At 57.2% G+C, this 25,452-nt stretch carries 22 protein-coding genes; 7 read left to right on the forward strand and 15 right to left on the reverse strand.

The genetic code is table 11. The features are described 5' to 3' along the window. Positions 1–56 precede the first annotated feature (56 nt). Positions 57–1,199, forward strand: coding sequence for an ArgE/DapE family deacylase (locus FD37_RS00135; RefSeq protein WP_056962617.1), 1,143 nt, complete (start codon positions 57–59; stop codon positions 1,197–1,199). An 84-nt stretch (positions 1,200–1,283) separates the two neighbouring features. Here FD37_RS00135 and FD37_RS00140 read toward each other — a convergent pair whose 3' ends face one another. The 5 genes from FD37_RS00140 to FD37_RS00160 all read right to left on the reverse strand — a co-directional run bounded on the left by FD37_RS00140 (position 1,284) and on the right by FD37_RS00160 (position 6,646). Next, positions 1,284–2,318 (reverse strand): polysaccharide deacetylase family protein, encoded by a 1,035-nt coding sequence (locus FD37_RS00140; protein WP_056962619.1) that lies wholly within the window; start codon positions 2,316–2,318, stop codon positions 1,284–1,286. Between the two features lie 188 nt (positions 2,319–2,506). Continuing rightward, positions 2,507–3,520 carry a polysaccharide deacetylase family protein gene (locus tag FD37_RS00145; RefSeq protein ID WP_056962621.1) on the reverse strand — a complete coding sequence of 338 codons (1,014 nt, stop codon included), beginning with the start codon at positions 3,518–3,520 and terminating at the stop codon, positions 2,507–2,509. Positions 3,521–3,916: 396 nt separating this feature from the next. Then, positions 3,917–5,386: a C69 family dipeptidase gene (locus tag FD37_RS00150; RefSeq protein WP_056962623.1), complete on the reverse strand. Its 1,470-nt coding sequence runs from the start codon at positions 5,384–5,386 to the stop codon at positions 3,917–3,919. 206 nt (positions 5,387–5,592) lie between these two features. Continuing rightward, entirely contained in the window at positions 5,593–5,955 is a 363-nt protein-coding gene (locus FD37_RS00155; RefSeq protein WP_045807302.1) for a hypothetical protein, read from the reverse strand. 76 nt (positions 5,956–6,031) lie between these two features. After that, on the reverse strand, positions 6,032–6,646 hold the full coding sequence (locus FD37_RS00160) for an SDR family oxidoreductase (protein WP_056962625.1): 615 nt from the start codon (positions 6,644–6,646) through the stop codon (positions 6,032–6,034). 158 nt (positions 6,647–6,804) lie between these two features. Here FD37_RS00160 and FD37_RS00165 point away from each other — a divergent pair, with 158 nt between their 5' ends. Then, entirely contained in the window at positions 6,805–7,788 is a 984-nt protein-coding gene (locus tag FD37_RS00165) for an aldo/keto reductase (RefSeq protein ID WP_056962628.1), read from the forward strand. Positions 7,789–8,036: 248 nt separating this feature from the next. Continuing rightward, positions 8,037–9,347: an NCS2 family permease gene (locus tag FD37_RS00170; protein WP_056962630.1), complete on the forward strand. Its 1,311-nt coding sequence runs from the start codon at positions 8,037–8,039 to the stop codon at positions 9,345–9,347. Between the two features lie 556 nt (positions 9,348–9,903). Here FD37_RS00170 and larD read toward each other — a convergent pair. Continuing rightward, positions 9,904–10,620 carry a D/L-lactic acid transporter LarD gene (larD, locus tag FD37_RS00180; protein ID WP_045807306.1) on the reverse strand — a complete coding sequence of 239 codons (717 nt, stop codon included), beginning with the start codon at positions 10,618–10,620 and terminating at the stop codon, positions 9,904–9,906. 227 nt (positions 10,621–10,847) lie between these two features. Between larD and FD37_RS00185 the strand changes: the two genes are divergently transcribed. Continuing rightward, positions 10,848–11,081: a hypothetical protein gene (locus FD37_RS00185; RefSeq protein ID WP_045807307.1), complete on the forward strand. Its 234-nt coding sequence runs from the start codon at positions 10,848–10,850 to the stop codon at positions 11,079–11,081. A gap of 81 nt (positions 11,082–11,162) precedes the next feature. Here FD37_RS00185 and FD37_RS00190 read toward each other — a convergent pair whose 3' ends face one another. From FD37_RS00190 to cls, 7 genes are all read right to left on the reverse strand, one after another. Continuing rightward, on the reverse strand, positions 11,163–11,489 hold the full coding sequence (locus tag FD37_RS00190; RefSeq protein ID WP_056962634.1) for a hypothetical protein: 327 nt from the start codon (positions 11,487–11,489) through the stop codon (positions 11,163–11,165). Between the two features lie 57 nt (positions 11,490–11,546). Then, positions 11,547–11,903: a hypothetical protein gene (locus tag FD37_RS00195; RefSeq protein ID WP_056962635.1), complete on the reverse strand. Its 357-nt coding sequence runs from the start codon at positions 11,901–11,903 to the stop codon at positions 11,547–11,549. Between the two features lie 252 nt (positions 11,904–12,155). Then, positions 12,156–12,782, reverse strand: a complete 627-nt coding sequence (gene pcp / locus FD37_RS00200; protein WP_056962637.1) for a pyroglutamyl-peptidase I — start codon at positions 12,780–12,782, stop codon at positions 12,156–12,158. Between the two features lie 30 nt (positions 12,783–12,812). Beyond that, positions 12,813–13,748, reverse strand: coding sequence for a prenyltransferase (locus FD37_RS00205; RefSeq protein ID WP_082605078.1), 936 nt, complete (start codon positions 13,746–13,748; stop codon positions 12,813–12,815). 141 nt (positions 13,749–13,889) lie between these two features. After that, positions 13,890–16,991 carry a YfhO family protein gene (locus FD37_RS00210; protein WP_056962641.1) on the reverse strand — a complete coding sequence of 1,034 codons (3,102 nt, stop codon included), beginning with the start codon at positions 16,989–16,991 and terminating at the stop codon, positions 13,890–13,892. A gap of 400 nt (positions 16,992–17,391) precedes the next feature. Continuing rightward, positions 17,392–19,206 (reverse strand): DUF2207 domain-containing protein, encoded by a 1,815-nt coding sequence (locus FD37_RS00215; RefSeq protein ID WP_056962643.1) that lies wholly within the window; start codon positions 19,204–19,206, stop codon positions 17,392–17,394. A 963-nt stretch (positions 19,207–20,169) separates the two neighbouring features. After that, positions 20,170–21,621, reverse strand: coding sequence for a cardiolipin synthase (gene cls / locus FD37_RS00220; protein WP_056962645.1), 1,452 nt, complete (start codon positions 21,619–21,621; stop codon positions 20,170–20,172). A gap of 115 nt (positions 21,622–21,736) precedes the next feature. Between cls and FD37_RS12690 the strand changes: the two genes are divergently transcribed. Beyond that, a complete protein-coding gene (locus FD37_RS12690) occupies positions 21,737–21,892 on the forward strand; it encodes a hypothetical protein (RefSeq protein ID WP_156153324.1) in 156 nt (51 codons plus the stop codon). A gap of 80 nt (positions 21,893–21,972) precedes the next feature. On the opposite strand, the gene FD37_RS00225 is transcribed toward FD37_RS12690, so the two are convergent. Next, positions 21,973–22,797 (reverse strand): DNA/RNA non-specific endonuclease, encoded by an 825-nt coding sequence (locus FD37_RS00225; protein ID WP_056962648.1) that lies wholly within the window; start codon positions 22,795–22,797, stop codon positions 21,973–21,975. A gap of 423 nt (positions 22,798–23,220) precedes the next feature. On the opposite strand from FD37_RS00225, the gene FD37_RS00230 reads away from it, so the two are divergent. Beyond that, complete coding sequence (locus tag FD37_RS00230; protein WP_056962650.1) at positions 23,221–23,760, forward strand: hypothetical protein; 540 nt, start codon at positions 23,221–23,223, stop codon at positions 23,758–23,760. Positions 23,761–23,866: 106 nt separating this feature from the next. Beyond that, complete coding sequence (locus FD37_RS00235) at positions 23,867–24,154, forward strand: hypothetical protein (RefSeq protein ID WP_052957183.1); 288 nt, start codon at positions 23,867–23,869, stop codon at positions 24,152–24,154. 451 nt (positions 24,155–24,605) lie between these two features. On the opposite strand, the gene FD37_RS00240 is transcribed toward FD37_RS00235, so the two are convergent. Continuing rightward, positions 24,606–25,445, reverse strand: a complete 840-nt coding sequence (locus FD37_RS00240; RefSeq protein ID WP_056962652.1) for an AAC(3) family N-acetyltransferase — start codon at positions 25,443–25,445, stop codon at positions 24,606–24,608. Positions 25,446–25,452: the final 7 nt, after the last annotated feature.

Consider the following 25,452-nt stretch of genomic DNA (forward strand, 5'->3'; position numbering starts at 1 on the left):
GTGCTACACTGAGGATACACGAGATTAAAAAATGATGAGAAAGCGGGCTTGCACCTATGCAATCTAGCGAACAACTTCAAATCCTACAACACTTAGTCAGTCTCAACTCGGTCAATGGCAACGAAGCCGCCGTGGCCGACTACATCAAAAAGCTCTTTGCCAACCACGGCATCGAGAGTCGCCTCATCCCCTACGCACCCGGCCGGAGCAATCTGGTCGCCGAAATTGGCGACACCACAAGCGACAAGGTCTTAGCGTTATCCGGCCACCTAGACACCGTGGCAACCGGCGACCCGGCCAACTGGCAGTTCCCGCCGTTTGACGCCCACGTGGAAAATAACGTGCTCTACGGGCGGGGCGCGGCCGACATGAAGAGTGGTCTGGCCGGAATGGTCATCACCTTCATCAACCTGGCCGACGCCCACACGCCGCTCAAGGGACGCCTACGGTTCATCGGGACCGTGGGGGAAGAAAACGGGGCCATGGGCTCCCGGATACTGACCGAGCAAGGCCTGGCCGACGATTTAAGCGGCCTGGTCATCGGGGAACCCACCGGCGGCAACCTAGTCTACGCCCACAACGGGTCGCTCAATTACCACGTCTTTTGTCAGGGGAAGGGCGCCCATAGCTCCATGCCGGAAAAGGGCATCAACGCCATCACCAACCTGATCAAATTCGTCACGGCCGAAAAGACGGCCTTCGACAACGCCCCGGTCAGTCCCGAATTGGGGCCCCTAGTCCACAACGTGACCGTCTTCAAGGGCGGCGAACAGGTCAACAGTATTCCGGCCAACGCCGAACTGCAAGGGAACATTCGGCCGATCCCCGAATTCGACAACGCCGCCGTGATTCAGCGGCTCCACGAGGTCGTCGACCAACTGAACCAGGAACCCGACGTGCACCTGACGCTCCACGTGGACTACAGTTTCAAGCCCATCATCAGCGACATCCACGCACTCTTACTGGAGCTGGTCAAAACCATCGCCGACGACGAGTTTGGCCACCCCATCCAGCGGCAGGTGATTCACGGTGCGACCGACGCCTCCGAGTTCACCAAGTCGGCGCACCACTTCCCGGTCGCCGTTTACGGGGCCGGCGAATGGAGTGCCGCCCACTCGACCAACGAATCGGTCGACCTGGACCTCTTCGCCCACGTCCAACACGTTTACCAAAAGCTCGCCGAACAATTTTTAGCGTAACGACTGACTTACAAATTTCTAAGCAACGACCAAAAGCGCCTGAGACGGCCAATCACCGTCCCAGGCGCTTTTTCGATTGCTCTTTTAACTTCCGGCCACCCGGTGATCGCCCCGTTCAAAATATTCCAATCCCGGTAACGTATTTTGACCGAGCAGCTGGCCTACCGTCACGAACCGGTACCCCTTGGCCGTCAATTGCTTGATGATCGCCGGCACCGCGGCAACCGACTGGGCGTGGATGTCGTGCATCAGCACGATGCCCCCACTCTGCGCGGCATGGACCACCGACTGGACGTCCTTCTGGCGGTTCAGGTACGCCCAATCCCGCGAGTCGATCGACCAGCGAATAATTGGTTGGGCGATGGCCCGTCCCTCGGCCCGGGTAATGGCGCCGTACGGTGGGCGCACGTAGGTCGGCAGCTGACCGGTCGCGTGGTAAATGGCGGCGTTGGTCCGGGCGACTTGGCGCACCGCCTGCCGCGTCCCCACCGCCGCAAAGTTCGGGTGGTCCCACGAATGGTTCCCCAGCTCGTGTCCCGCGGCTAGGACTGCCCGGCTGAGCTGCGGGTACTTGACCACGCTCTTGCCGACCTGAAAGAAGGTTGCGTGGACGTGCGCCTGCTTCAGGATTTTCAAGAGTTTCGGCGTCAGCTTCGGGTCGGGCCCGTCGTCAAACGTGAGCGCGATGACCTTCCCGGCGACCGGTGTGGCGCGCTGGGCGGCCGGTAAGTAGCGATTCTGAATCTTCCCCGTCAATCGCCGGTACGGAATCACCAGTTCCCGTACCCCGCGGATTGCCGGTGTCAGGGGTACCCGAACCCCCTGCTGGGTCAGGCTGGCCGTGACGGTCGGTTGTGTCGGCACCCCGACGTGTTCGACCGCCGCCACCGCCGCGTGCGTCTGGGTCAGCAACTGCTGGCGGGCCGCCTGCTGGACCGCGGCGAAACGGTTCCGATCATGCCCCGTCAGCTGGCCCAGCGTCACCACCCGTTCGCTGCGTTTCGCCGCCTCAATCGCGACCTGTTTTGCGGGTAGGTTGCCCCCGACCGTGGGCGCCGTGCCCAGTAGGCTGGCCGCAACCAAGGTCACCAGCCCCATAACGATTCGTGTTCCCCTCATTTTCAAATATCCCCCTTGTTCGCTCCCCGATTTCTGATAATTTTTAGTTTAGCAGGTTTCCGAATAAATAGACAGGTCAGATCACGAATTAATCCGGGTATTAATTATTTTATAAAAGAACGTCCCTGACGCCAACAAAAAGCGGACCGCCGGTGACGATCCGTTTACTTGCTGATTTTCATGAGTGGTTACCGTCCGGCGACCCGGTAATCCCCGGCACCAAAGTACTGGAGACCTGGCAACGCCTGATTATTGTAAAGCTGGCTGACCGTGACGAAGTGGTAACCCTTGGCCTTCAGCTTATGAATAATCGTCGGCACCGCGGCGACCGAGGGCGCGTGGATGTCGTGCATCAACACGATTGACCCGTTGCGCGTGGCCCGCATGACCGAATTAATATCCTTCTGCTTGTTAAGGTACGACCAGTCGCGGGAATCGACCGACCAGCGAATGATTGGCTGCTCGATGGCCCGTCCTTCCGCGGCCGTGATGTTGCCGTATGGTGGCCGGACGTACTGCGGTAGTTGCCCGGTCGCGGCGTAGATGTCCCGGTTGGTCCGCATAACCTGGTTGACCGTCTTGGCCGTTCCGATGCTGTTGAAGTCGGGGTGGTTCCACGAGTGGTTGCCCAACTCGTTGCCGCCCGCCAGCACGGCCCGACTGATCTTCGGGTACCGGCTGACGCTCTGCCCCACCTCAAAGAAGGTCGCGTGGACGTGATTTTTCTTCAAGATTTTCAACAGCTTCGGCGTCAAGGTCGGGTCCGGCCCGTCATCAAAGGTCAGCGCCACGACTTTGCCCTTCACGGCCTTGGTCCGGTCCGCCTTGGGAATGTAGCGGTTCAGGATCTTCCCCCGTAATTGGGTGTACGGAATCGTGATCGATTTGACCTTGAAACTGTTGGCCAAGAGGTTCATCTTCACCCCGTTCGCCGTCAACGTGGCTTTCTTCGTCATGTGGTGCGGGAGCTTGACCTGGTACACGGCCGCCACGCGCCGGCTCTTCGCGTGCGTCTGGGTCAGGATCTGTTGCCGGGCCGCCTGCCGAATCGCCGCCAAGCGGTGCGTATTATGGTTGGTCAGCTGACCAAACGTGACCGTCTTGGCCGTGCTCTTGGCCTGCGCAACCGTCCCGAATCCACCGAACAGCCCCACGACGGCCGCCGCGGCGACCAAGCCTTGCCAAAAATCGTGTCTCTTCATGATGACCCCTCCTCAAAAGGTTTCCCCTAAAGTATCTTTAGTTTAGCAGGTTTTCGGTGGGATGGGGTCAATAAGGGTGTTTCATTTTTAGAAGAAAAAAGGCCGTAAAAGTGTCCCATGATAGCCGCTAATCTTCGCTTCACGCCGGCGAGCAAGATGGTCGTGGTGGGCACGACTTCGAAGCCCTGAAACCCACAGGTCTCCGAAGCTCGGCCTTGATGTAGGCCGGGTAAAAACCCCGACCAACATCAATTTCACCACGACCATCAAGTCGCCTCTGTTCCGCTAAATGCAGTGGTTCATGTCGTCCAAACGACTAGGAAATTAGCACCATCATAAAAATGACCCCTTAGTAGCCCTATTTCAGACTATCGAAAGGATCATTCTTAGCATAATTTATAGGTTTGCTTTGTGCTTAATCGGCGTCTTGGCAGTTGCTGCTTCCATTAATTTTGCATTAAGCGTCGTAAAGTTCTTTTGGGCTAAATCTGCCTGAGTTGCATTACTTGCTGTCAGATAAGCGGCCAAATCCGTTGAGTTTGTGATACTCTTGGCCTTTTGATCCGAAGCATTCAGATTAGCTTGCAGTTCTTGATTCGTCGTTGCTTGAGCTGGCCGGACGTACTTCTTCACAAATTCATTGTAGTACGGATCGACCAGTACCTTCGTCTGCTTATACGTCCAAGCTGCCGACTGACTGTCATAATGATCCGTCCCAATCTTGTATTGCGCCGGTGTATCCGTAATCGTCGTATAGAACGGTACATACACACTGGTATCTGGTGATGCTAGTGCAATCCATTGAATTCCAGAAATAGCGGCTGGAACATTCTGCCGAAATTGAATAATGTGGGATTCCATATTTGTCGGCACGTTGATTGGCCGATACTCTTTAGTCCATTTGCCAGTCGAGTTGTACTTAGTCCCGTTAAAATGTAAGCCGAGAACTTGGCCCACTTTTTGCCGACTAATTTTTTTATCCGGCTTCATAAACATCGCAAAATGCTTTTGTTGAGGCGTCTGTTTCTTGCTAGGCGTTAAAATTCGTTGTCCATCCCAGACCCGTGGTCGATTATACTGAGCGTCACTCTTACTGTTGGTTCCAAACGCTGCTGAGAAATTAACTTGTTTATTCCTGTATGACTTAAGTTGATGTTTTTTAACAAATCCCTGTAAATTCGGTGATGATAAGTAGTTTTTAGTATCTTTCAAGTTAAGCTTACCAATCATCATCTGGTTAGGAATCACGGCGTATTGGTTATCTGGGACCCGAACGGCTGCCCATTCATGGCCAGAACCAATTTCCATGTACCAAATCTCATTTTTGTCGGAGAAAATGATGCCGTCAGATTCAGCAGCTCCCTTTGTTTCAACAATTTGTCCTAAGCGTAATACCCCGTCTTTTGCAGAATCAATAAACGGAAGCACGACATCTAACATCGAGTCTTCACTAATCCCGTTCTTCACATACGGATCTGCCTTAGCAGCTTTCTGGTTATTCTCAGAGGATTCCGTACCACTCATTGCGACATTGTTTTGATTAATCCCGTCTTCGCCATAGGTTCCGTCCTCAGACGTCCAATCCGGCGTGGCAGTGTAGCGTTGTTGTGTTTTCGGGAGGGTCATTGTAAAGTCATTCCCTACCGACCGATATGTTGTCGCGCCATTATTCGTCTGCGGATGAACCACGAACCGCTTCGTCCAGGCCGTATGCGCATCCTCATCCCGAGCAATCATGGTCGACCCATCCGTCGAGGCACTCTTCCCCACTAATACGGTAGTACAACCTAAAGCTGGATCCGTCATCATCCATAGCGCTGCCATCGATGAAACCATAGTCACCATTGCAATATGTAATTTCTTCATAATGTTACCCTCCTTCACTAAATAAAGAATACCATGAATAGTTATTCACAATCTATATTTATTAGATAGCGGTTACATTCCTATTAGAACAGTGCTCATCGTATCAAATCTGATTTGCTATTATCGTTAATTGCTCCGAATCATGGCATATCTTCGACTTTAAAAATTGCAAAAAAAAGCAGCCCACCATCCCTGGCAGCTGCGATTTAGTCGTCATCTTCACCGGTATTCTCGGCTTGGTGATTTTCTTTTAAGACGGCGTTCGTATACTTTTCCAAATCGGCTAGGACCTCGGCGTTATCCTGCTGTTGGGCCGCCATATTCTCGGCGACCGCCCAGCGAGCCAACGTATCGGTAATCGGAACAATGTCCTGGATGATCGCCATCTGAGCGTCACCCTGGTGCTGTTCCTGAATCGTCCGGAAGCTGTCGATGTCGGTGATCAACCGCAACACCTTGCCGGATGCCTTTTCAATCGACTGAAAAATCACAAAGTGGGCGCGCTGGTTAGCTTCCCCAATCCGCTCGCGAACCACCTCAAGTTGCTGGTCACTAATATTCAAGGCCATTTCATTCACCCCCGCACAGTTTATTCTAACAAAGAAGTCCCGCCGATGACCGCAATTTCATCGGATTCGCGTAAACTTAATGAATTGACTGGCAAATCGCCAGTGACTGGTAATCGTGGCCCCCGTGGATCAACAGGTCGGCCGCGACCCCAGCTACTGTTTCACGTGAAACAGTTCCCGCCGGTACCGGCTGGCCCTCGTCGATCAGCGTCGGCGTCTGGGCCGGCTCATCCGTCAACGTCACGGGCCGCAGAATCGTGTACGGAAATTCCGCCTCATCGACCTGTTTGGCCGCGTACCGCTGCTGGTTCAGGTATTCCTTCACGTCGGAAATCCCCGGATAGGTCAGCTCACCGGTGACCTCGTCGTCGACCCCGGCGGTGCTCAGCATGATGAAGCGGGTCAGCGGCAATTGCTGGTGGTACTGCGCGTCGAAGAGCTCCTCGAACGCCCAGTCTACGTCGACCCCGGTCAACGCCGAGAAAACGCTGGGCCGGTCCTGCAAGGCCGGTACGTAGGTCGCTGCCTGATGCAGGTCCCCCGCAATCTCCGTGACTTGGGCGGCTAAATCGGCCGGTAAGGACTGATCGGCGGCGTGCACCACCCGCACCGTGGCCGCCGGATCCGTGAGCACCTGGCGGGCGACCGTTTGGGCAATGGCGTTTGCCCCGATGATTAAATAGGTTGTCATATCATTTACTCCTTGTCTTTAAGGTCCAGTGTACCAGAAAGCACGGGGGCCGCGGCAGGTATTCGTGAAAAAATCCAACGAATGTTTTCCCCGCTTTCGAGAATCTGGTATGATGAACGTAGATTTGTATCCGGTTTCATATTATAGGAGGGATTTCGATGTCACACGAAATGGTCACAATTGGTAAATCCGACGTTCAAGCCACTGCCTTAGGTCTCGGGACCAACGCGGTCGGCGGGTACAACCTCTTCCCCAACTTGAAGGATGAGGACGGGCTCCAGCTGGTCACGGCGGGGCTCAACCACGGCATCAAGTTGCTCGATACCGCCTACGTTTACGGGCTGGGGCACTCCGAAGAGCTGGTGGGTCAAGCCATGCACGCCTTCGACCGGCACAGCTTCGCCCTGGCCACCAAGGGCGCGCAGGACTTCTCCTCCGGCGAGCAGGTCATCAACAACACCCCTGACTTTCTCACCGCCCAGGTCGAGGCCAGCTTAAAACGCCTGAACACCGATTACCTGGACATTTACTACATCCACTTCCCCGACAAGCAAACGCCAAAGGCCGAAGCGGTCGGCGCGCTGCAACGTCTGCGGGAACAGGGAAAGATTCGGGCCATCGGGGTCTCGAACTTCAGCCTCGAACAGGTCAAGGAAGCCAACGCCGACGGGTACGTGGACGTGGTCGAAGACGAGTTCAGCCTGCTGCACCGGGACCACGAGGCCGACCTGATGCCGTACCTGAAGGACCATCAGATCAGCTTCGTGCCGTACTTCCCACTGGCTTCCGGCCTGTTGACCGGCAAGTACGACCAAGCGGTCAACTTCCCGGCCGACGATATCCGCAGCCAGATCAGCGACTTCCAGGAACCCCGGTACAGCGCCGCGCTCAAGGCCATCGACCAGGTTCGGCCAATTGCGCAGGCCCACGACGCCACCGTCGCCCAGACCGTCTTAGCCTGGTACATGCAGGATCCACTGGTCAGCGTGGTCATCCCCGGTGCCAAGCGCGCCAGCCAGGTCGAGGCCAACGCCCAGGCGCTGGACGTGACCCTGACGGCGGCCGAGTATCAGACCATCGACCAGGCCTTCAGCGGCTTCAAGTCCACCACTAGTGGCAAGTCTCTGGCCGATCCCGATTAACCCTTAATAAAGACCCATCCCGGCTCGGGGAACGATGCAGAAAACGCACCGTTCCCCGAGCCTTTTTCGACTGCATTTAATCAGTTTGCGTTTAATAACGAACTTTATTATTTTAAAATTAATATAAATTCGTGATTGTTATCTTTTTGTGGCTATGCTATACTCTATAAGTATTGATTAAGGGATAAAATCCGAACGATTAACCAGAATGTTCGGTTTCTACTAATTGCTTTAAGGAGTGCATTCATATGCAACGCATCGCAGACTTTTTCCATTTCCAAGAGAACGGCACAAACTTCAAGACTGAAATATTGGCCGGCTTAACCACCTTCGTTTCCATGGCCTACATCCTGTTCGTCAACCCCCAAGTCTTAGGGGCTTCCGGCATCAGCCAGGGCGCCGTCTTCACGGCGACGGCCTTCGCTTCCGCCTTCGGGTGTTTCCTGATGGGTATCCTGGCCAACTACCCCATCGCCATCTCGGCAAGCCTGGGGATCAACGCCTTCTTCGCCTACTCCGTGGTCATCGGCATGAAGGTGCCGTGGCAGACGGCGCTGGCCGGCGTCTTCGTGGCCTCCATCCTGTTCATGATTTTGACGGCCTTCAAGCTGCGGGAAATGGTGGTCGACGCCATCCCACGGGACCTCAAGATGGCCATCAGTGCCGGGATTGGGTTGTTTATCGCCTTCATCGGGCTCAGTGAAGGGGGCCTGGTCCAAGCGGATAAATCGACCTTCCTGACGCTGGGTTCCTTACACGTCGGCAGCACCTGGTTGACCATCTTCGGGCTGCTGGTGACCCTGATCCTGATGAGCGCCCGGATTCCCGGGGCCATCTTTATCGGGATGATTGCTAACTCCGTCTTGGGCTTGGCAACCGGTCTGATTCCGATGCCTAAACAGATCATCTCCGGAGTGCCCAGCATCAGCTCAACCTTCATGGTGGGGCTGACCCACGTCGGCAGCATCAACACGCTTCAACTGGCCGTGGTCGTGCTGACCTTCTTACTGGTCACCTTCTTCGATACCACCGGGACGCTGGTCGGCTTGGCCGAACAAGCCGGGTTAGTTAAAAACAACAAGCTGCCCCGGATCGGAAAGGCCTTGATGGCCGATTCCAGTACCATGGTCGTGGGGTCCTTACTGGGGACCTCGCCAATGGGCGCCTTCGTGGAATCCTCCGCGGGGATCGCCGTGGGTGGTCGGACCGGCTTTACCGCCATCGTGACCGGGATTCTCTTCATCTTCGGGGCCTTCTTCTCTCCACTGCTGGCCGTGGTGACCAGCCAAGTGACGGCACCCGCCCTGATCATCGTCGGGGTCTTGATGGCCCAATCCCTTAAGAACATCCACTGGGAAAAGTTCGAAGTCGCAGCGCCCGCCTTCTTGATCGTGCTGGGCATGCCACTGACCTACAGTATCTCTGACGGGATTGCACTGGGATTCATCACCTACCCACTGACCATGATCGCCGCTAAGCGCGGTAAGGAAGTCGGCCCGATGATGTACGGTCTGGCCGTGGTCTTCGTCGGGTTCCTCTGGATCCTCAACGCCCACTAACCTTTACGAACATGCCAAAAGGCGTCTGACCCATCATGCGGTCAGACGCCTTTTTCATGCTGTTTTACTTGTCACTCCACTGATAACCTTCGCGCCACGCCGGCGAGCAAGCTGGCCGAGGTGGGCACGACTTCGAAGCCCCGCAAAAATCGCGGGTCTCCGAAGCTCGGCCTTGATGTAAGCTGGCTAAGAACGCCAGCTAACATCAATTTCACCACGGCCATCAAGTCGCCTCTGTTTTGCTGACACAGTGGCATAACCATGACATACGATTCCACTATCCTTTTTTCAGGCTATAATGCCCCCCCAACACGACTCAAGTACTGGGGTACCGTGCCCCAGTAGAATGTTCAGTAATCCTAACACCGTGCTGACCAGCAACAGCGGTGGCCGGCACGCTATCAAAAAAGCAGGTTGCCGCTGCTCGGGGCCTTAACGACCTTTGCAGTGACAGCCTGCTTCAGACTTTTTCATGCTGTTTTACTGGTCATCCCACCGATAACCTTAGCGATCACTCATGTTAACCAACACGATGCGTCGTGCCTAGTTCTTTAAACTACCCGATTCCGAAGAAACCGTGCATGAACCAAGCGGCACAAGCGGCGCCAACGAAGGGCGCGATGCCGGGTACGATGATGCCGTATTGCCAGTCGCTGTCCGCCTTATTGGGCAGTGGCAGTAGGGCGTGGGCGATCCGTGGGCCCATGTCCCGGGCGAGGTTCATGGCGAATCCAGTCGGACCCCCGAGCCCCATCCCGATGGCCCAGACCAACAGACCGACACCGATTGGCACGATGCCGGGCGTCTTGACTTCGGAAATAGCCAGGATCCCCGAGATAAAGATGAACGTGTCGAAGAATTCGACGAAGAAGTTCCGGGGCAGGTTCCGCACAGCGGGCGCCGTACAGAAGAGGTTCCGAATCGTAATCGGCGAGATTTCGTCGGCCGAGACCTTAAAGTGGTCGGCGTACATGATGTACACGATGAAGGACCCGATGACCCCACCCAAGACTTCCGCCACGGAGTATGGGATGAAGGCGTTCCACTTGAGATTGCCTAATAAGCATTGTGCCAAGACCATGGCGGGGTTGATGCAGACGTTGCCGAAGATGAACAAGGCAATGCTGATCCCGAATCCCCAAGTCGTGATGGCAAAAATATGGCCAGAGCCCCGGTACTTGGTCCCCTTCAGAACCGAACTACAGTGAACGCCGACACCAAAAATGATCATGAGCGCCGTACCCATGAATTCTGCGATTAAATTATGTAACAAGACTCAAATCCTCCTAATTTTTCCTATGCCTGCTGCCGCCGAAAAGCGCGCATTTAATTATTATACTAGAGGTTTCGCCTTATGTCTGTTACATTTTTATAAACGGGGCTAACCAATTGGTTGATGTCGTCCCCCGAACTTTGCTATGATGAAGGTAGTCGCCCGGATGGAACCGCTTAACCACACGGACCCGGTTTCCCGGACAAAAATTGATGGAGATGAGCAGTATGATGAATCCAAACGAGGTCATCCACCGTGGCTGGAACCGCCGCGTCGTGACTGGCAAGACCCTGGCTGAATGTGACGACCGCCTGGCCAAGTACTTAAACGAACAAGATTATGGCTCCGGTGAATTCGTGGTCCTCCACGAAAACGACGGATCAAACACCAACACCGGCTACGACCTACCGGAAGGCGAGAACTGCTACATCAGCTTTTTGATCTACAACAGCCGGCTCTAAGCACCCGGATGCTAAAAAAATAGGCAGACAAATCGCGGCGAACGATGCGCGATTTGTCTGCCTATTTTTGTCTAGTTTCCGTTAATCGTGAAACAGCAAGGCCAGGCCCAGGCTTTCCGTCGCGACGATCACGAACGCGGCACCGCTGCTCACCAGCAGGCCGATCCAGTAGCTGTGGTACCGGCGTAACCAGCACAGCTGCAGGTAATCGGCTAACCCGAAGAACGTGAGCCCAATCAGGCCGTACCCCCAGGTCGTCAGCCGCAAGCCGACCAGTCCGGCGCCCAGCAACAAAAGGACCACCAGCCCTCCGCCCCACTGCCGTAACCGGCGCGTGGGGGTCTGTTGGGCCCTCTCCCGAAATTGCTGGGTTCCCCGCATCCAAGGGGCCATCAAGGTTTTCCACATCGTCATTCCCCCTACGTCCGTAGCTTAGCATCCATCACCCACTTAACGGTAGGTGTCCTAAGCGCGAGAACGATTCTGCCAGCGGTCGACCAGAAAGTAGGCGGCGTAAATCAGGAGCCAAAACGGCAAGAGTCCGGTTACCCACCAGAGCCACTGCCAGGCACCGGTCAACGCCGTGGGCAGGTCCCAAATGCTCAACGGAAATAGGAGAATCAACAGTTCCAGGTAAGGATGATCCCGGTCCTGCCAGGCTCCTCGGACCCGCCAGCAAAAGACACTCAGGAGCCCCAACGCCAGTAGGATCACCCCACGACCCCACCATGGAATTTCCAGGCCCAGGGGAAAGCCCACTAAAGCCACCAACCACAATCCCAGGCCACCCCACCGGAGCAGCCTTCGTCTCGTCAGTTTCATGCGAACACCCCCAAGAATCGGCCACCCAGCGGCACCATCCAATCGGTTAATTTCCCGGGAAATAATGGCCCCAGCTCACCAGCCGCGGCCTCCATTCTCTCTTTACACAAACGTCCCGCCTCCTCATAACACCCCTCTAGCATACCAGACACCCCCGGCGCTCAACAACCCGGGTGATTTTCAGAAATTTCCTGGGTTATGACCGCTGATTTCCCGGCAAACACTCTTCAAAAAACGCGTGACCAGCAACAATCACGCGTCTTTTTCGTCTTCAATTTGCGTCACGATGGCGGTGATGGCCGCCGTGAGGCCCCGCACATCGTCCGTTAGCGCCAGGCTGGGCACCCCGGGACGAGCACTGACCTGACTGGGCAAAAAGGGAATGTGCATGAACCCCGCCCGCAACCGCGGAAACTCGTGGGCCCGCTGGTACTGGACCTGGTACATCAGGTGGTTGCAGACGAAGGTCCCCGCCGTGGTCGACAGGTAGCCGGGCAGCCCCGCCGCACGAATCGCCGCCACCATGGCCTTGACCGGCAACTGGGTGAAGTAGGCCGCCGCGCCGTCCGCCTGAATCGGCTGATCAACCGGCTGGTTTCCCTGATTATCGGCGATACCGGCATCATTGAGGTTAATGGCCACCCGTTCCGGGGTCAACCCGGAGCGCCCACCGGCCTGGCCGATGTCGAGCACCACGTCGGGCTGCTCCCGCACGATGGCGGCGTGGACCACACTGGCGGCCTGATCAAAGACCGTTGGCACCTGCAGCGTCACAATCTGGGCGCCCGCGATGGTCGCGGGTAACCGACGAACCGCCTCCCAGGCCGGGTTAATGGTCTCCTTGCCAAACGGGTCAAACCCCGTTACTAAAATTTTCATCACAACCGCCTCCTCGTTTTATTAAATTAATTATACCCAGGCGCCCACCGCAAACAAGAGCGGATAGGCCAAGAAAAAGAGGGACGCGCTCTTGACCGTGGTCATGAACGTGCGCTGCTTGTCCTGAACGGCAAAGAACGGCCGCATTCCCCGCCACATCACGGGCAGCAGGATCACCGCCAGCCCGGTGATGCCCGGGGCAATGCCGAGCCACAGGTTGACCAACGGCCACAGACTACCCAGCACCAGCAAGCCCTGAATCACGCGGACCGCCCCGCGTTTTCCCAGATAATAGGCCAACGTGAAGCGGCGATTGGCGATGTCCTCGTCCCGGTCGGCCGTATCGTTGGCCAACTGCAGGGTGAAAAAGATCAGGGTCAACGGCAGGCACAGCAGGAAGGTCGTGCCCACGATCGACCAGGTCAGCGGTTGCCGCCCATAAATCGACACGTAGACGCAGGTCAGCTGAATCAGGTACGCAATCGCCAACGCGACCACCGTCTCGCTCACCGGCGTGGCGTTGATGGGATGGGGCCCCGCCGTGTAGAAGATGCCCACGACGTATCCCACCGCCCCCAATGCCAGGACCGGCCAGCCGGTGCGAGCGACCAGCCACAGGCCCGGCACCGCAGACAACGCATACAGGCCCCCGGCCAAGCGCCCCACGCCCGCGACGGGCAGGTGCAAGCGCCCGATGGGGTTGGTCTGCTCGCGATAGGCGCGGTCACGGGCGTGGCGGTAATCGTAATAGTTATCCGCGACGTTGACCGCCAAATCAAAAATGAACACGTCGACCAGGCAGAGGGCCACGTTGCCCCAATCGACCGTTCCCACGTGGTACTGCGCGATGGCCGCTCCCAGAACGAACCACAAGACGTTTAACGGTGCCGTGTAGATTTCCGTTAATTCATAAAAAACGGGCCAAGTTAACCACTGTTTCACGTGAAACTCCCCCTCCAAAATCATTCTTCTTTAGTGTAGCAAACAACGCGGACTATCCGGTCAATAACGCCTGCTCACCAGCCGCTCACCGGCTTGACCCGGTACTTCCGTGATGGTTGGTTTCCAAAAAGGCCGTTCCCCTCATCGGGCGAACGGCCAGTCATCTTAGTGCTTATGCTTACGTTTAGTCGGGCGGTGGAACCAGGTCCAGCCGCTCCCCAGCAGCAGGAACAGGAGGCCGACCCCCGTCATCGCCGTGCCCAGTTTCAAGCCCGGCGTCTGATAGGTTAACACGATCTGGTGCTTGCCGGCCCCAATCTGGGCCCCGACGAAGCCGTCGTTGACCACGGTCGTTGGCGTGGTCCGCCCGTCCACCGTCAGCCGCCAGCCCGTCGAATACGGAATCGACGTGGTCAGCACGCTGGCCTGGTTGGTGGTCAACTGACCGCTGACCCGGTTATCGCGGACCTGCGCGTTCTGCAGGCCCCGCTTCTGGGCCGCGTGGACCCGCCGATTGTAGCGCTGGTTGAACGGCATCGCCACCAGCTTGACCGACTTGAAGGTAATCTGTCGGGTCGTACTAAAGGTGATGTCGACCGTTTCCCGTTTCTTCTGACTGTACCCCAGGTTCAACAGGACCTGGTGCTTGGGCTCGTAGTCCGACAGGTTGTCGATTCCCAGCTGGGTAAAGCTCTTGGTCTGGTTGCGCGTCTGCGCCTTGACCCAGTAGTCGCCCAGGTCGGGGCTGTTGACCGCGTCCCGCCAGTCGTTCAGCTTGGTCAGGTCCGACCGCGGCGTCGCACCCAGCACGCTGGTGTTGTCCTCGGCGCGCAGTTGGTCCTGCGTGGTCAGCCGTTGGGCCTCAATACCGCTCAGGTCCAGGTACAGCTCGGTCCCCTGGGCCAGCTTCGGCCGTTTGATGGTCAGGGTGTAGCTGATGGGCGTCCCCTGCGCGTCGCTGGTCAGTTGCTTCAGCCCGTTGGCATTGGCCTCGTTGGTCCGGGCCACGATCTCCTGGTTCTGCGTCAGCACCCGGTCAACGGCCTCACGGTTCTGGTCGAGCTGGACCATGGGCCCGTACTGGGCTTCCTCTTGCTTGGTCATCAGCCCGTTCTCGTCGAGGGTCAGCTTCGGCATCTTCAGCGTCTGCCCGAAGTTGGCCGACTGCTTGTTATTCAGGTTGTTCTTCTGGCCGGCAAACGCCTTCTTCAAGCGGTACTGGATCAGCTTGTTGGTGCTGTCGACCACCGGAATCGTGTTGGCGGTCACCGTGTAATCCAGGGTTTTGCCCGGGGAGTGGTAGGTCGTGCGTTGGCTGGCCTTGGGGTGGTCGACCAGCGCCGCCTGCGTCAGGCTGCGCTCGCGGTCGTACCCGCTGAGGGAGCGCCACTGGGCGGCACTCAACGCCTTGGGCTGACTGTAAACCAACGGGAAGTTCAGGTTGGTGGTCAGCAGTTGGGTGCCGGTACCGTTGGACAGCGCGTAGACCGGTTTTTCGGCAAAGATTTTCTTGGTCACGTGGTACCCGTACGGCAACGCCATCTGGTCTTCGATCTGGTCCTGCCGGGCGAAAATCGTCTTGACCCCCAGCAGGTGGTTCATCCCCGTCCGGTTATCGATCTGGGTAATCGGCGAGTTCATTTGATATTGCGAATTTTGCAGGTCCTGGCTGAACTGCCCCACGTAGCCGTTCTCCACGGAGAAGTACGACATGATACCGTGAAGGTCGTGCAGCATGGCGTAGTTGTTTCCGGCCGTCCGGAAGACGTTGAAGCTCGGCAACTGGTTGACCCGGGTAAAGGTCTTGGACGCCTGGGGCACGACCTGCGCCCCGTCGTAGTAGTCGGTCAGGTACTTGGTCGCGTCCCCGCGCCGTAGCTGCTGGGTCGCCTGCTGGCTGGCGTTGGGGTCGTAATAGCCCCACGCGTTGTTGACCAGGTTGAGACCCACCAGCGCGCAGACCACCGGTACCACCAGTTTAGCCGGCTGCTGACCACTGCCGACTAACGCGGCGGTCAGGGCCAGGAAAAGGCCGTAGGTGATCAGATTACGTCCCGGGTTATTAAAGACCAGGCCGTTGCTCAGGTACACGCAGAGTAGGAGCCCCGCGGCCGCCCCGCCGATCCAGCGGCGGTCGACCACCGACAGCTCGGTCAGGTGGTCGGCCAAGACCATCGTGGCCAGGGTAAACGGCACCACCGCCAGCAGCAGCCAGCGGTTGGACGGCGTCGACAGCACGTTAAAGAACGCGGCGACCGCCGGAAAGCCCAGCCCCACCACGATGGCCAGCAGGGTCCCCGCCAGGAAGCGGTGCTGCTTCCAGTGCACCAGCACGTAGACGCACCCCAAAAAGGTCAGCCCACTCATGCCGAGCACGGCCCAATAGCTCAGCCCGTTCCCCGTGGTCAGCACGGCGTTACTGAGTTTCAGATAATAGCTGGCCGGGTAAAGCCACAGACCGTTGGCAAAGGTCGCCGCGGCCCGGGTCGAATGCAGCATCATCAACAGGGACGGGACCAGGAAGATTCCCGCCAACAGAACCCCGCTCAGCGCCGCGGTCACGAAGCGCCGCAATGCTTGCCAACCGCTGACCAATAGGCTGCGATCGGTCTTGCGGTGCCAGAAGCGAATCCCGGCGTACAGCAGGCTTCCCAGCCCCAAGATATAGGCGAAGTAGAAGTTGCTGAGAATGGCCAGGCCGGTCACCAGACCCAGGACGCCCCAGTTTTTCCCCCGCAGGATGCGTTCGATGCCCACAAACAGCAGGGGCATCCAGATCATCGGCATCAAAAAGAACGGGTGGTGCACCCCAATCATCAGGGAGTAGCCGGTGAACGCATAGGTCAAGGACCCCAATAGTTGACTAAGTGGCTTAAACCGGTACGTTTTCGCTAACGGCAAAAACGCCAGCCCGGTCGCGTACAACCGGGCCACCACGAACCAGCCGTAGCCGCTCTCCAGTAGCCGCGTGGGCAGGAGGGCCAGGAGGTAGGCGAACGGGTCGCCCAGCACGTAGTAGGACAGCGTCGTGAGCTTATCGGCTCCCAGGCCAAAGGTCCACGACCAGCCCGCCAGTCCGCCCAGGCCGTGCTGGACCAGTAGGCGGTGTAATTCAATAATCATCGGATAATGCTGGGTAATGCCGTCGAGGTACCAGATCAGGGTCCGGTTACTCAGGGCGAAGATGCCAAAACTCAGCGCCGCAATCACCGCAAAGGCCACGGTATACAGGACCGTGATCGGCCAGCGGTGGTGTGCAATTTTCATGATACGAGGTCCTCCTTCAAGTTATCTGTGAAAAGTCGTTACTCCCAATGTACAAATCTGGTGGCCCGGTGTCAATCGCGGGCGGCCAAGTTTAGCCAAACGGTAATATTTCAGCCCCGTCACCATCCCACTCAAAAAACGTGCCCTTCCCGGTTTTAGCGGTCAGGACACGTTCGTTTTAAGAAATCATTACTCGTTTGAAGCGCCGGTCTCCCCCAGGCGCCCACATGGATTTCGTGAGTCCCTATCACTTAGAAATGGCCGGTATGGGGCCCGAAACCCTGAAGATAGGTAGACCACTGTGATCATCATCGTTGGGCGGCCGAAAATACTGAGGGGAAATCGCCCCATGAGTGAAACAGAGGCGACTTGCTGGCGTGGAGCGGCTGCGGACGCCTGATTAGAACGCGCCCCCACCGGAACCACCGCCGAAACCGCCGGAACTACCGCCCGAGAAGCCCCCCGAACTACCGGAGCTGGAACTGGCATTGCCCGACGCGTCCAACGCACCGGACAGCCCCGTATTCAAGGCATCCCCCAGCGACAGGTTAAGGCCGTTGTTGTCAATGTATAGCGGGTAGAACAGCATGAACTGGGTCTGGAGCGCCGTCGAATCGAAGTCGACCGCCAGTTTCGCCGCCACCTGCTTGGCCAACCCAAACGCCGCGGCGTACGGGAGAATCTCCTCCCAGAGGATCAAATCTCCGATCTGTGCGGTGTTGAAGTGGCCGATGTCCTTGAGCATCCGCCGAAACCCACCAACATTATTCGCCAACTCCTGCCCCGCTTGGTTGTACCGGTCGATGCGGCGCCGTTGCCGCGTCACGACGATCCACATCAGCACCATCATGACCAGGGCCACCGGCCACCCGCCCCAGGTGGGACTGACCAGCCAGCCCAGGACCGCACACAGGACGAAGAGGCCCGTCAACCCCGCGCGAATCCAGGCCAGCCGGTCGCGTAAGGCGACGTTTTCGCCGTCCTGGTAGGCTTCCACGTCCCGGTTGATGTCGTCTTGCCAGTGCTGGAACCATTTGCCCAGCCGGCCCTTCTTATCGCGTTTGCCGTACTTCTTGAGGTCGCGCAGGGTAAACGAGGTGTCGTCCTGGGCCACCCGGTCGAAGCAGTGCCGCAGAAAGCTGTTCTGCACGTCGCCGACCTTGGTCAGCCGCATGGTCGCGTGCCGGCCGTCCTGAACCGGTTCCAGGGTGATCTCACGGCGCGTGACCGCCATCAGGATCTCCCCCGCCAGCGCATCGGTCGTCGGCGACTGATAGTCCAGCAGTGACTCCGCCACCGCGGGCGAGACGCTGGGAACGTCAAACGCGTGGGGAATCGGGATCGGATGGACGTACGCGTGGGCGGGATGGCGCCGGACCCAGACGCCCGCAACCACGACGGCCACCAGCGTCAACAGCCAGATACCACCTAAGCCGCCCCACAGCAGGTGCTGGCGCCGGGACCGCTTCGCGTTGGCCGCGGCCACCAGCTGCGCCTCTTGCTTCTGAGCGGCCGCTTTGCGCTGGCGGTCAACGACCCGGGCGCCGGGCGTCACCGTCGTGGGAAACAACAGGTGACTTTCCACGAAGCTCTCGGCCGGATTCTGGCCGACCGTCATCGTCACCCGACCAACCTGCCGGTCCACGGTCGTATGCCCGTCTAAGGGGCCGTGCGTCCAGGCCTGGAGTTTCGCAATCTGCTTGGCCGGCAGCTGAATCGTGATACGCACGTGGTTGAGCGGTTCCGACCATCCGGTCCCAATCACCTTCCAGTTCAGCTCGGCGGTATCGCGGTAGTTGGTGACCACGCCGCGCAGGTGCCAGCGGTAGGTCACCTTCAACTGATCACTGTCCGTGACCGGGCGATACAGCTTGACCTTGACCCGGTCCGCCGTCTTCGTCAGCCGGTAGGTGTTGGTGGCACCCTGGTCCCCCGCCCGGGCGGTGACGGGCGCCTGGTGATTCAGCTGGGTGGTCACGCCCGTCAGGCGGCCGCCCTGAATGCCCCGCAGGTCCTGGACGTTGAAGACGCCGTGATAGTCGTCGTCAAAGTCGTAGGTCATGGTCTGCGTGACCGTTGCGTTGCCGTCCTTGGTGACCTGTACGGCCATCCGGTACGGCTCAATCGTGTAGTCGGCGTGGGCCTGCACGACGCCGGTCCAGCCGATGATCAACCCGATGATGAGCAGCCACCACCGGTTTTGCCAAAATTTCATGCCTCTTCCTCCCCAGGAGTCTTTCCTCTAGTGTACCAAATTCCCCACGCAAAACGATGTCTGACAGATAGATAGCTTCTAAATTTAAAGATTGTACGAGCCAGTCGCTCCACGCCGGCGAGCAAGCTGGTCGAGGTGGGCACGATTCCGAAGCCCCGAAGTGCACGGGTCTCCGGAACTCGGCCTTGATGTAACCTGGCAAAGAACGCCAGGTAACATCAATTTCACCACGACCAGCAAGTCGCCTCTGTTGCGCTCACGTTGCTGGATATGACCATCCAACGGACGATATCATCAGCATTAAGCCGTTATCCGGACCATCAGCCGCCGATGTCGTTATGTGCTTACCTGACGCATGAGGTGCACCATCGCCGACAGAATCAGCTCAGTTCATCAGGCACGGAGGAAACCTCCGTAGTGGTTCATTAAAGGCACCGTCCCCCTCAGCCCGAAATAACGCGCTACCGTGACAATCTTCGAAATTTTCGCTGAAATGTGCTGAAAAGTTTCGCCAATGTTGACCATCCCCATCGCCCCTGCGGCAAGTTGCCACCACATCAGCGGACCGGAGCCGACTTGATGACCCGTAGTGAAATTGTTCTTAGTCGGGGGAACTTTCCCGGCTTAGAACAAGGTCGAGTTCCGAAGACTCGTGGGTTGCGAGGCTTCGGAATCGTGCCCACTACGGGTCATCTTGCTCGGCGGAGGGAAGCGACTGACTAGGACGATGGTGACCAGCTTGCTCGCCGGCGCGGAGCGGCAGTCAACGACCCTTGTAGCCTCATTTTCAGTCGCAAAAAGGGCTCGTACCGCATGATACGAGCCCTTCTTACACATATTCATATTCTGCTGTTAACGGTTGCGACCACCGGAAAAGTTCCGGCCTCAATCCGGCCGTGACCGTCGTCCGTCAGCACCCTTAGAGTACACCCCCGGTTCCCGGAAGCCAAGCGATTTGACCCGCTAAAGAATCGGTGAGAGTAAGCGTGACGCCGTTTGCTTGAATTTCAAATACCACGATTGTTGGTTGAACTTCTCCGGCGTGATCAGCTCGCTATGGCGCATGTCCGCCTCGAAGATGTCCTCCAACTGCGTCGCAATGTCCGCGTCGTACAGGAAGGCGTTGATTTCGAAGTTCAACTTGAAGCTCCGGTAGTCCATGTTCGCCGACCCCACGGAGGCGATCTTGCCGTCGACCACCATGGTCTTGGCGTGGATGAAGCCGTTATGGTAGTAGTAGATCTTCACCCCGTCGTCGGCCAGCTGGCGCGCATAGTACTGCGTCGCCCGGTAGACGAAGGCGTGGTCCGGCTTGTCCGGAATCATGATCCGCACGTCGATGCCGGCCATGGCCGCGATCCGCAGGGAGTCCAGGACACTGTCGTCGGGAATCAGGTACGGGGTCTGAATCCATAACCGTTTCTCGGCGGTCTGAATCAGGCGCATGTAGCCCATCTTGATCTGCTGCAGGTCGGAGTCCGGCCCACTGGAGACGATCTGCATGCTGGTCTCCCCCTTGACCTGGGTCAGCGGGAAGTAGCGGTGGTCGATCTGGTAGTCGTTGAACGGGTGGTCCTTATCGGTGGCGTTCCAGTCCAGCATGAAGCGCGCCTGCAGGGAAAAGACCCCGGACCCCACGATGCGCAGGTGCGTGTCGCGCCAGTAACCGAACTTTTCCTTGCGGCCCAGGTACTGGTCGCCGATGTTAAACCCACCCACGTAGCCGATGCGGCCGTCGATGGTCACGATCTTCCGGTGATCCCGGAAGTTCAACCGAAAGTCGATGATGGCCGACCGAGTGCCCAGGAAGGGTTCCACGTGGCCGCCGGCGTCCATCAGGGGTTTGAAGAACCGTTTCCAGGTCCCCATCGAGCCCCAGGGGTCGTAGATGACCCGCACTTCGACCCCAGCTTGGGCCTTCTTCACCAGCAGGTCGAGAATCTCGTTGCCGATTTGGTCGTTATAAAAGGTATAGAATTCGATGTGAATGCTCGACGTGGCCTTCTCGATATCCTCCAACATCACGTGGAAAAGGTCGTGGCCGTCGGTGATCACCCGCACCCGGTTCTTCCGGGCTAAAAATGAGTGGTCGGTCGACATGAACATGTTGACCATGTTGATCACGGAGTGGCTGATTTGGTCGGCCGGCATAATCTGGCTACCGATCTGTTCGCGTTGCTGCGCGAGGCGCTCATCGAGTTGCATGGCGACCTGTTTTTGCAGTTGGAACATCCGGCCCTTGGGCAGTTTACGCCCGATAAAGGCGTAGGCAATAAAACCGACCACCGGCAGCAAGACCAGCACCAGCATCCAGGCCCAGGTCGCGGCGATATCCCGTTTTTCCCGGAAGACCGTTAGAAAAGCGAGGACCGCGTTGATGATGATAATAATTTCCATTACCGTGCTAAATGTCATGGGTAACCTCCTTCATCCCTTGCCTTTTTATCATACGCCAAAACAAACAAATGTCTTTACTTTTTCCTAAATTTCAGCCTACAATGGCGATAAATTTAGGAGGGGGAAATCGACCGTGTCTGCACTCTTTATGTCTCTAATTGGCGGGTTGCACGGGACCAGCCCATTTCGGATCTTTCACTGGCTATTCCGGGAGAATCCGGGCGTCGGCATCATCTTTCTGGCCGGCATCGTCCTGTACGGCCTTTACCGGTACAATAACCGGCGTTAGCGCATCATTCGTCAAAAAAAGCGTTTCGCGTGCGGTGTCTGCCGGTTGCGAAACGCTTTATTTCGTTGTGGGGCCGGTCACTAAAAGGCGGCCGCCGCATCCCCCATCTGACTGTAGCCCGTGCTGTAATTGATTTTGACGCCACTTTGAATGTTAAAGATGTAGACGTTGTATGCAATGTCCTTGGTCTCGATCGACTTGGCCTGCATGTGCACGCCCCGGGCGACCAGCTCGTTGCCCCGGAAGACCGGTTGGACCTGGTAGCGCACGTGGTCGCTGGGGTGACTCCGCAGGTAGTTGGCCACCGGATTCTCGTAGGCCGTCATGCCCGGATCGTTAAGCGACCGGGTCCCGGTCATCAGGTTCTTCCAGTTGTTGTTCTGCCCGGTCATCTGGTAGCCGATCAGGTGGCAGCGATTATACAGGTAGCCCCGCTTGCCATTAATGGTGTACGGCTTATTGTGCCACCCGGTCGGCGTCACGTTCAGCGGCTGGCGTTTGGCCGTGGGCATCAGGCTCTTGCTCAGCATCGCGTTGGCCGTGGTGACCCGGTTCAGGCTGTCGAGGTTGCCGTAGCTCTGCCAGGCCCCCTTCTTCAAGGACAGCTCACTGGCCGTAAAGGTCGGCCGGTTGTGGTTGACCGCCACGATCTGGGTGCCGGTGTACTTTTCCTGCGCCAGTTGCTTGGTGGCGACCGACTGTTGCGGCGTCTGGGTGCTGCTGGTCCCACTGGTTGAGGAGCCGGTCACCCGGCTGATGACGCTCGACGCCTCGTTGGTGATGCGTTGGGCGGTCGAATTGCCCTGTCCGCTCAGGAAGCCCAGGACCCCCAACACAATCAAAATCAACGCCCCGTAAACCGTAATGGGGCTCCGCCGCGATCCGCGACGATATCGCTTTCCCATGATTCAAAACTCCCCTCTCAAATGCCTAACGCCTGCCCGTCTAACTGGCTGATGGTGCCAGCCGCTTCACGACCAGCAAGTCGCCTCTGTTGCGCTCACCCGGATGAGGATTGCCCAAGGTAGACGTTTCCCCGCTGACCACCGAGCAGTATCGTCAATTTAGGGGTCCGGAAGCCCGCGACTCACCAAAATCAGCTTTGGTCGACAGACATGCGTCGGAACTGGTCTTTATTTTACCAGAAAAAGGCGAACGGGTGTGCGCTTTTTTGGCCAGGAATTGTCAACGGAACTTAATCTTTTTTTAACGTCCCCGTTGTCAGTTTTCCGGGCCGGCATGCTATACTTACGGGGGTTGGCTAATGGCTCATCGTTGTTAGCCTTAAAAATGTGCGTGTATTTAATTGAAGGGGTGAAACGAAGATCATGAAAAAATCTCGTGTATTGGCCACCGTCTTTAGTCTCATCGCGGTCATGGCCATCGGTTTAGCCGGCTGTAGCAACAGCAGTAAATCGGGGAACAACCAACAAGCGAGCTTTAAGAACCAAACGACTAAGAAGGCCGACGTGAAATCGACGTTGACCGGGACCAAACAACTCTGGTACGTTGCCGGCAACGTCAACGCCAAGAGTAATTCCGGCCTGGAAGCCTACCGTTTCGACGGGAACCAGGCAACCGTCTACAACATCGACAAGCTCTACAAGTCGTATAGTGCCGCCAAGAAGGCCGACGCCTTACACAAGGCCGGTACGCTGAAAGCGACCTTCACGACCAAGGGCAGCCAGACCATCGTCCACTTTAAGGGCAAATTGTCCGGGATTCCGATGACTCAAACCTTTACGGTCAAGAAGACGCTGACCGGAACCAACAAGAGCACCAAGCTCAAGGTCGCCGGTTACCATATCAACCGGGACGTTGACGACGACGTGACGCACGCCGTTCTAATGAAGGTTACGAAAAACTAAGCTGTTTTTTTCTGGTCCGGGGCAACCCGGACTTTTTTTGTGGCAACGTTGTGACCTGACAGGCGTCACCGGGTGCGGTATGATGGGGCCAAAGGAGTGTGATCTTATGACGAAACCAACATCGTTCACCACCCTGACCCCCACAGCCTTGGCGGCACACGGGGCCGCTTGGCGCACCCTGATTCACGATAATCCGTGGCTGATCCCGGCCACGGTCGCGCTTGAGATTCTCCCAGCGACCGCGATGATCCACGGTTTCTGGAAGAACCGCCAGCTCAAGAAGCAACTCCAGATTGAACGCGAACGCACCAAACAGCTGCGGATCAATCAGTACCGGCCCGGGGTCCCACGGCCACTGACCCAGTTGACCCACGGCCGCCATTCGCACGACTAACACTGCCTGTTCAGAAAAAGTAACGAGCCTGAGACTTGGTCCCCGGCTCGTTTTTTGAACGATTTGCTTGCTCACTTCTTATCAAAATTTTATTGAAATGTAACATAGTATTTTAAGAATGATAATGATTAGTTTTCGATAAACAATCTTGTCGTAGGTCAATTTAGGCCGCCTATTTAAGCAAAAATCGTCAGTTATTGATAAGATAAATATAATCCAACCACTGGAGCACCCTTATTTTCAAGGTATTTACCATTTGCTTATTGTTTTCATCATTATACTGTTAATTTTCTTCACAATTTCTTCACATTTAGCGGTTATGCTACAACCATACCAAAAACCTATTAACCAACCTTTTTCGTTTTATTCACCAAATAAAATGAAAAAACTCGCCCTAACCAAGCGAGTTGCGCCGTCCCCTAACCACGGACGGTCTTTTTTTACCCTTTTTTCAGTTTTGCGTCGCAGCCGCGCGCTGAGCGGCCACTTCCCGGTCTTTTCGCCGGTAGTAGTCGCGCGCGAAATCGATGAGCGGGCGCATGGCCTGGACCGCCACCGTGCCCCCGGCAATCGGGACCGACCGGACGGCGGTTGGGTGGGCCGCCTGGTAACGGGCGCCCAACTCATTGAAGTCGTCGTAGGGGTCTAACTCAACGTCCTGATAGCTGACCCATTCCGTTCGCCCGTCCTTTAAGATGGGCGCCCATTCCGCGTGGGTCGGGCGGTCGATCGTCGAATCCGCCAGGTGGAGGGCCGTACAAGATTCATAGTCGGTGCCCAGCTGGACGATCTTGGCATCCAGGTCGTAGAGCTTCTGTAGCGGGCCCTGCTTGCCAAACGGCAGGTCGAAGGTCGGGGTGGCCACGATGCGGGCACTGTCCCGTCCCCAGGCACACATCGAGCACAGCGGATGATTGCTGCGTCGCGTACCCGGTAACGTCCGGAAGTACTCCGGCGTCTTGCCAATGAAGTGGACCGGCGTCGTGTCCCGGTCGAACGGCGGCATGCTGGCCCGGATTTGCGCCGCGGCGGCCGCATCGGCCGGGGGAAATTCCCAGGTCGTTGGGTCCGACCAGTCAGCGGTCTGGGCCGCCATCACGATGTTGCCTTGTGGGACCAGGGCCTTTAAGACCCGTACCACGGACGCCTCACCGCCCGGCAGAAAGCCAAAGTGACTCAATGCGGTGTGCACGATGAGGCTATCGTCCGGCTGAATGCCGAGCTGTGCCAGCGTGGTCTGGAGTGCTGCTGGGGTCATGACCCGGGTAATCGGGTGGTCTGTCCATGACATGTTACTT

Origin of the sequence: Levilactobacillus spicheri DSM 15429 (assembly GCF_001435095.1) — a bacterium.
Taxonomy (GTDB): domain Bacteria; phylum Bacillota; class Bacilli; order Lactobacillales; family Lactobacillaceae; genus Levilactobacillus; species Levilactobacillus spicheri.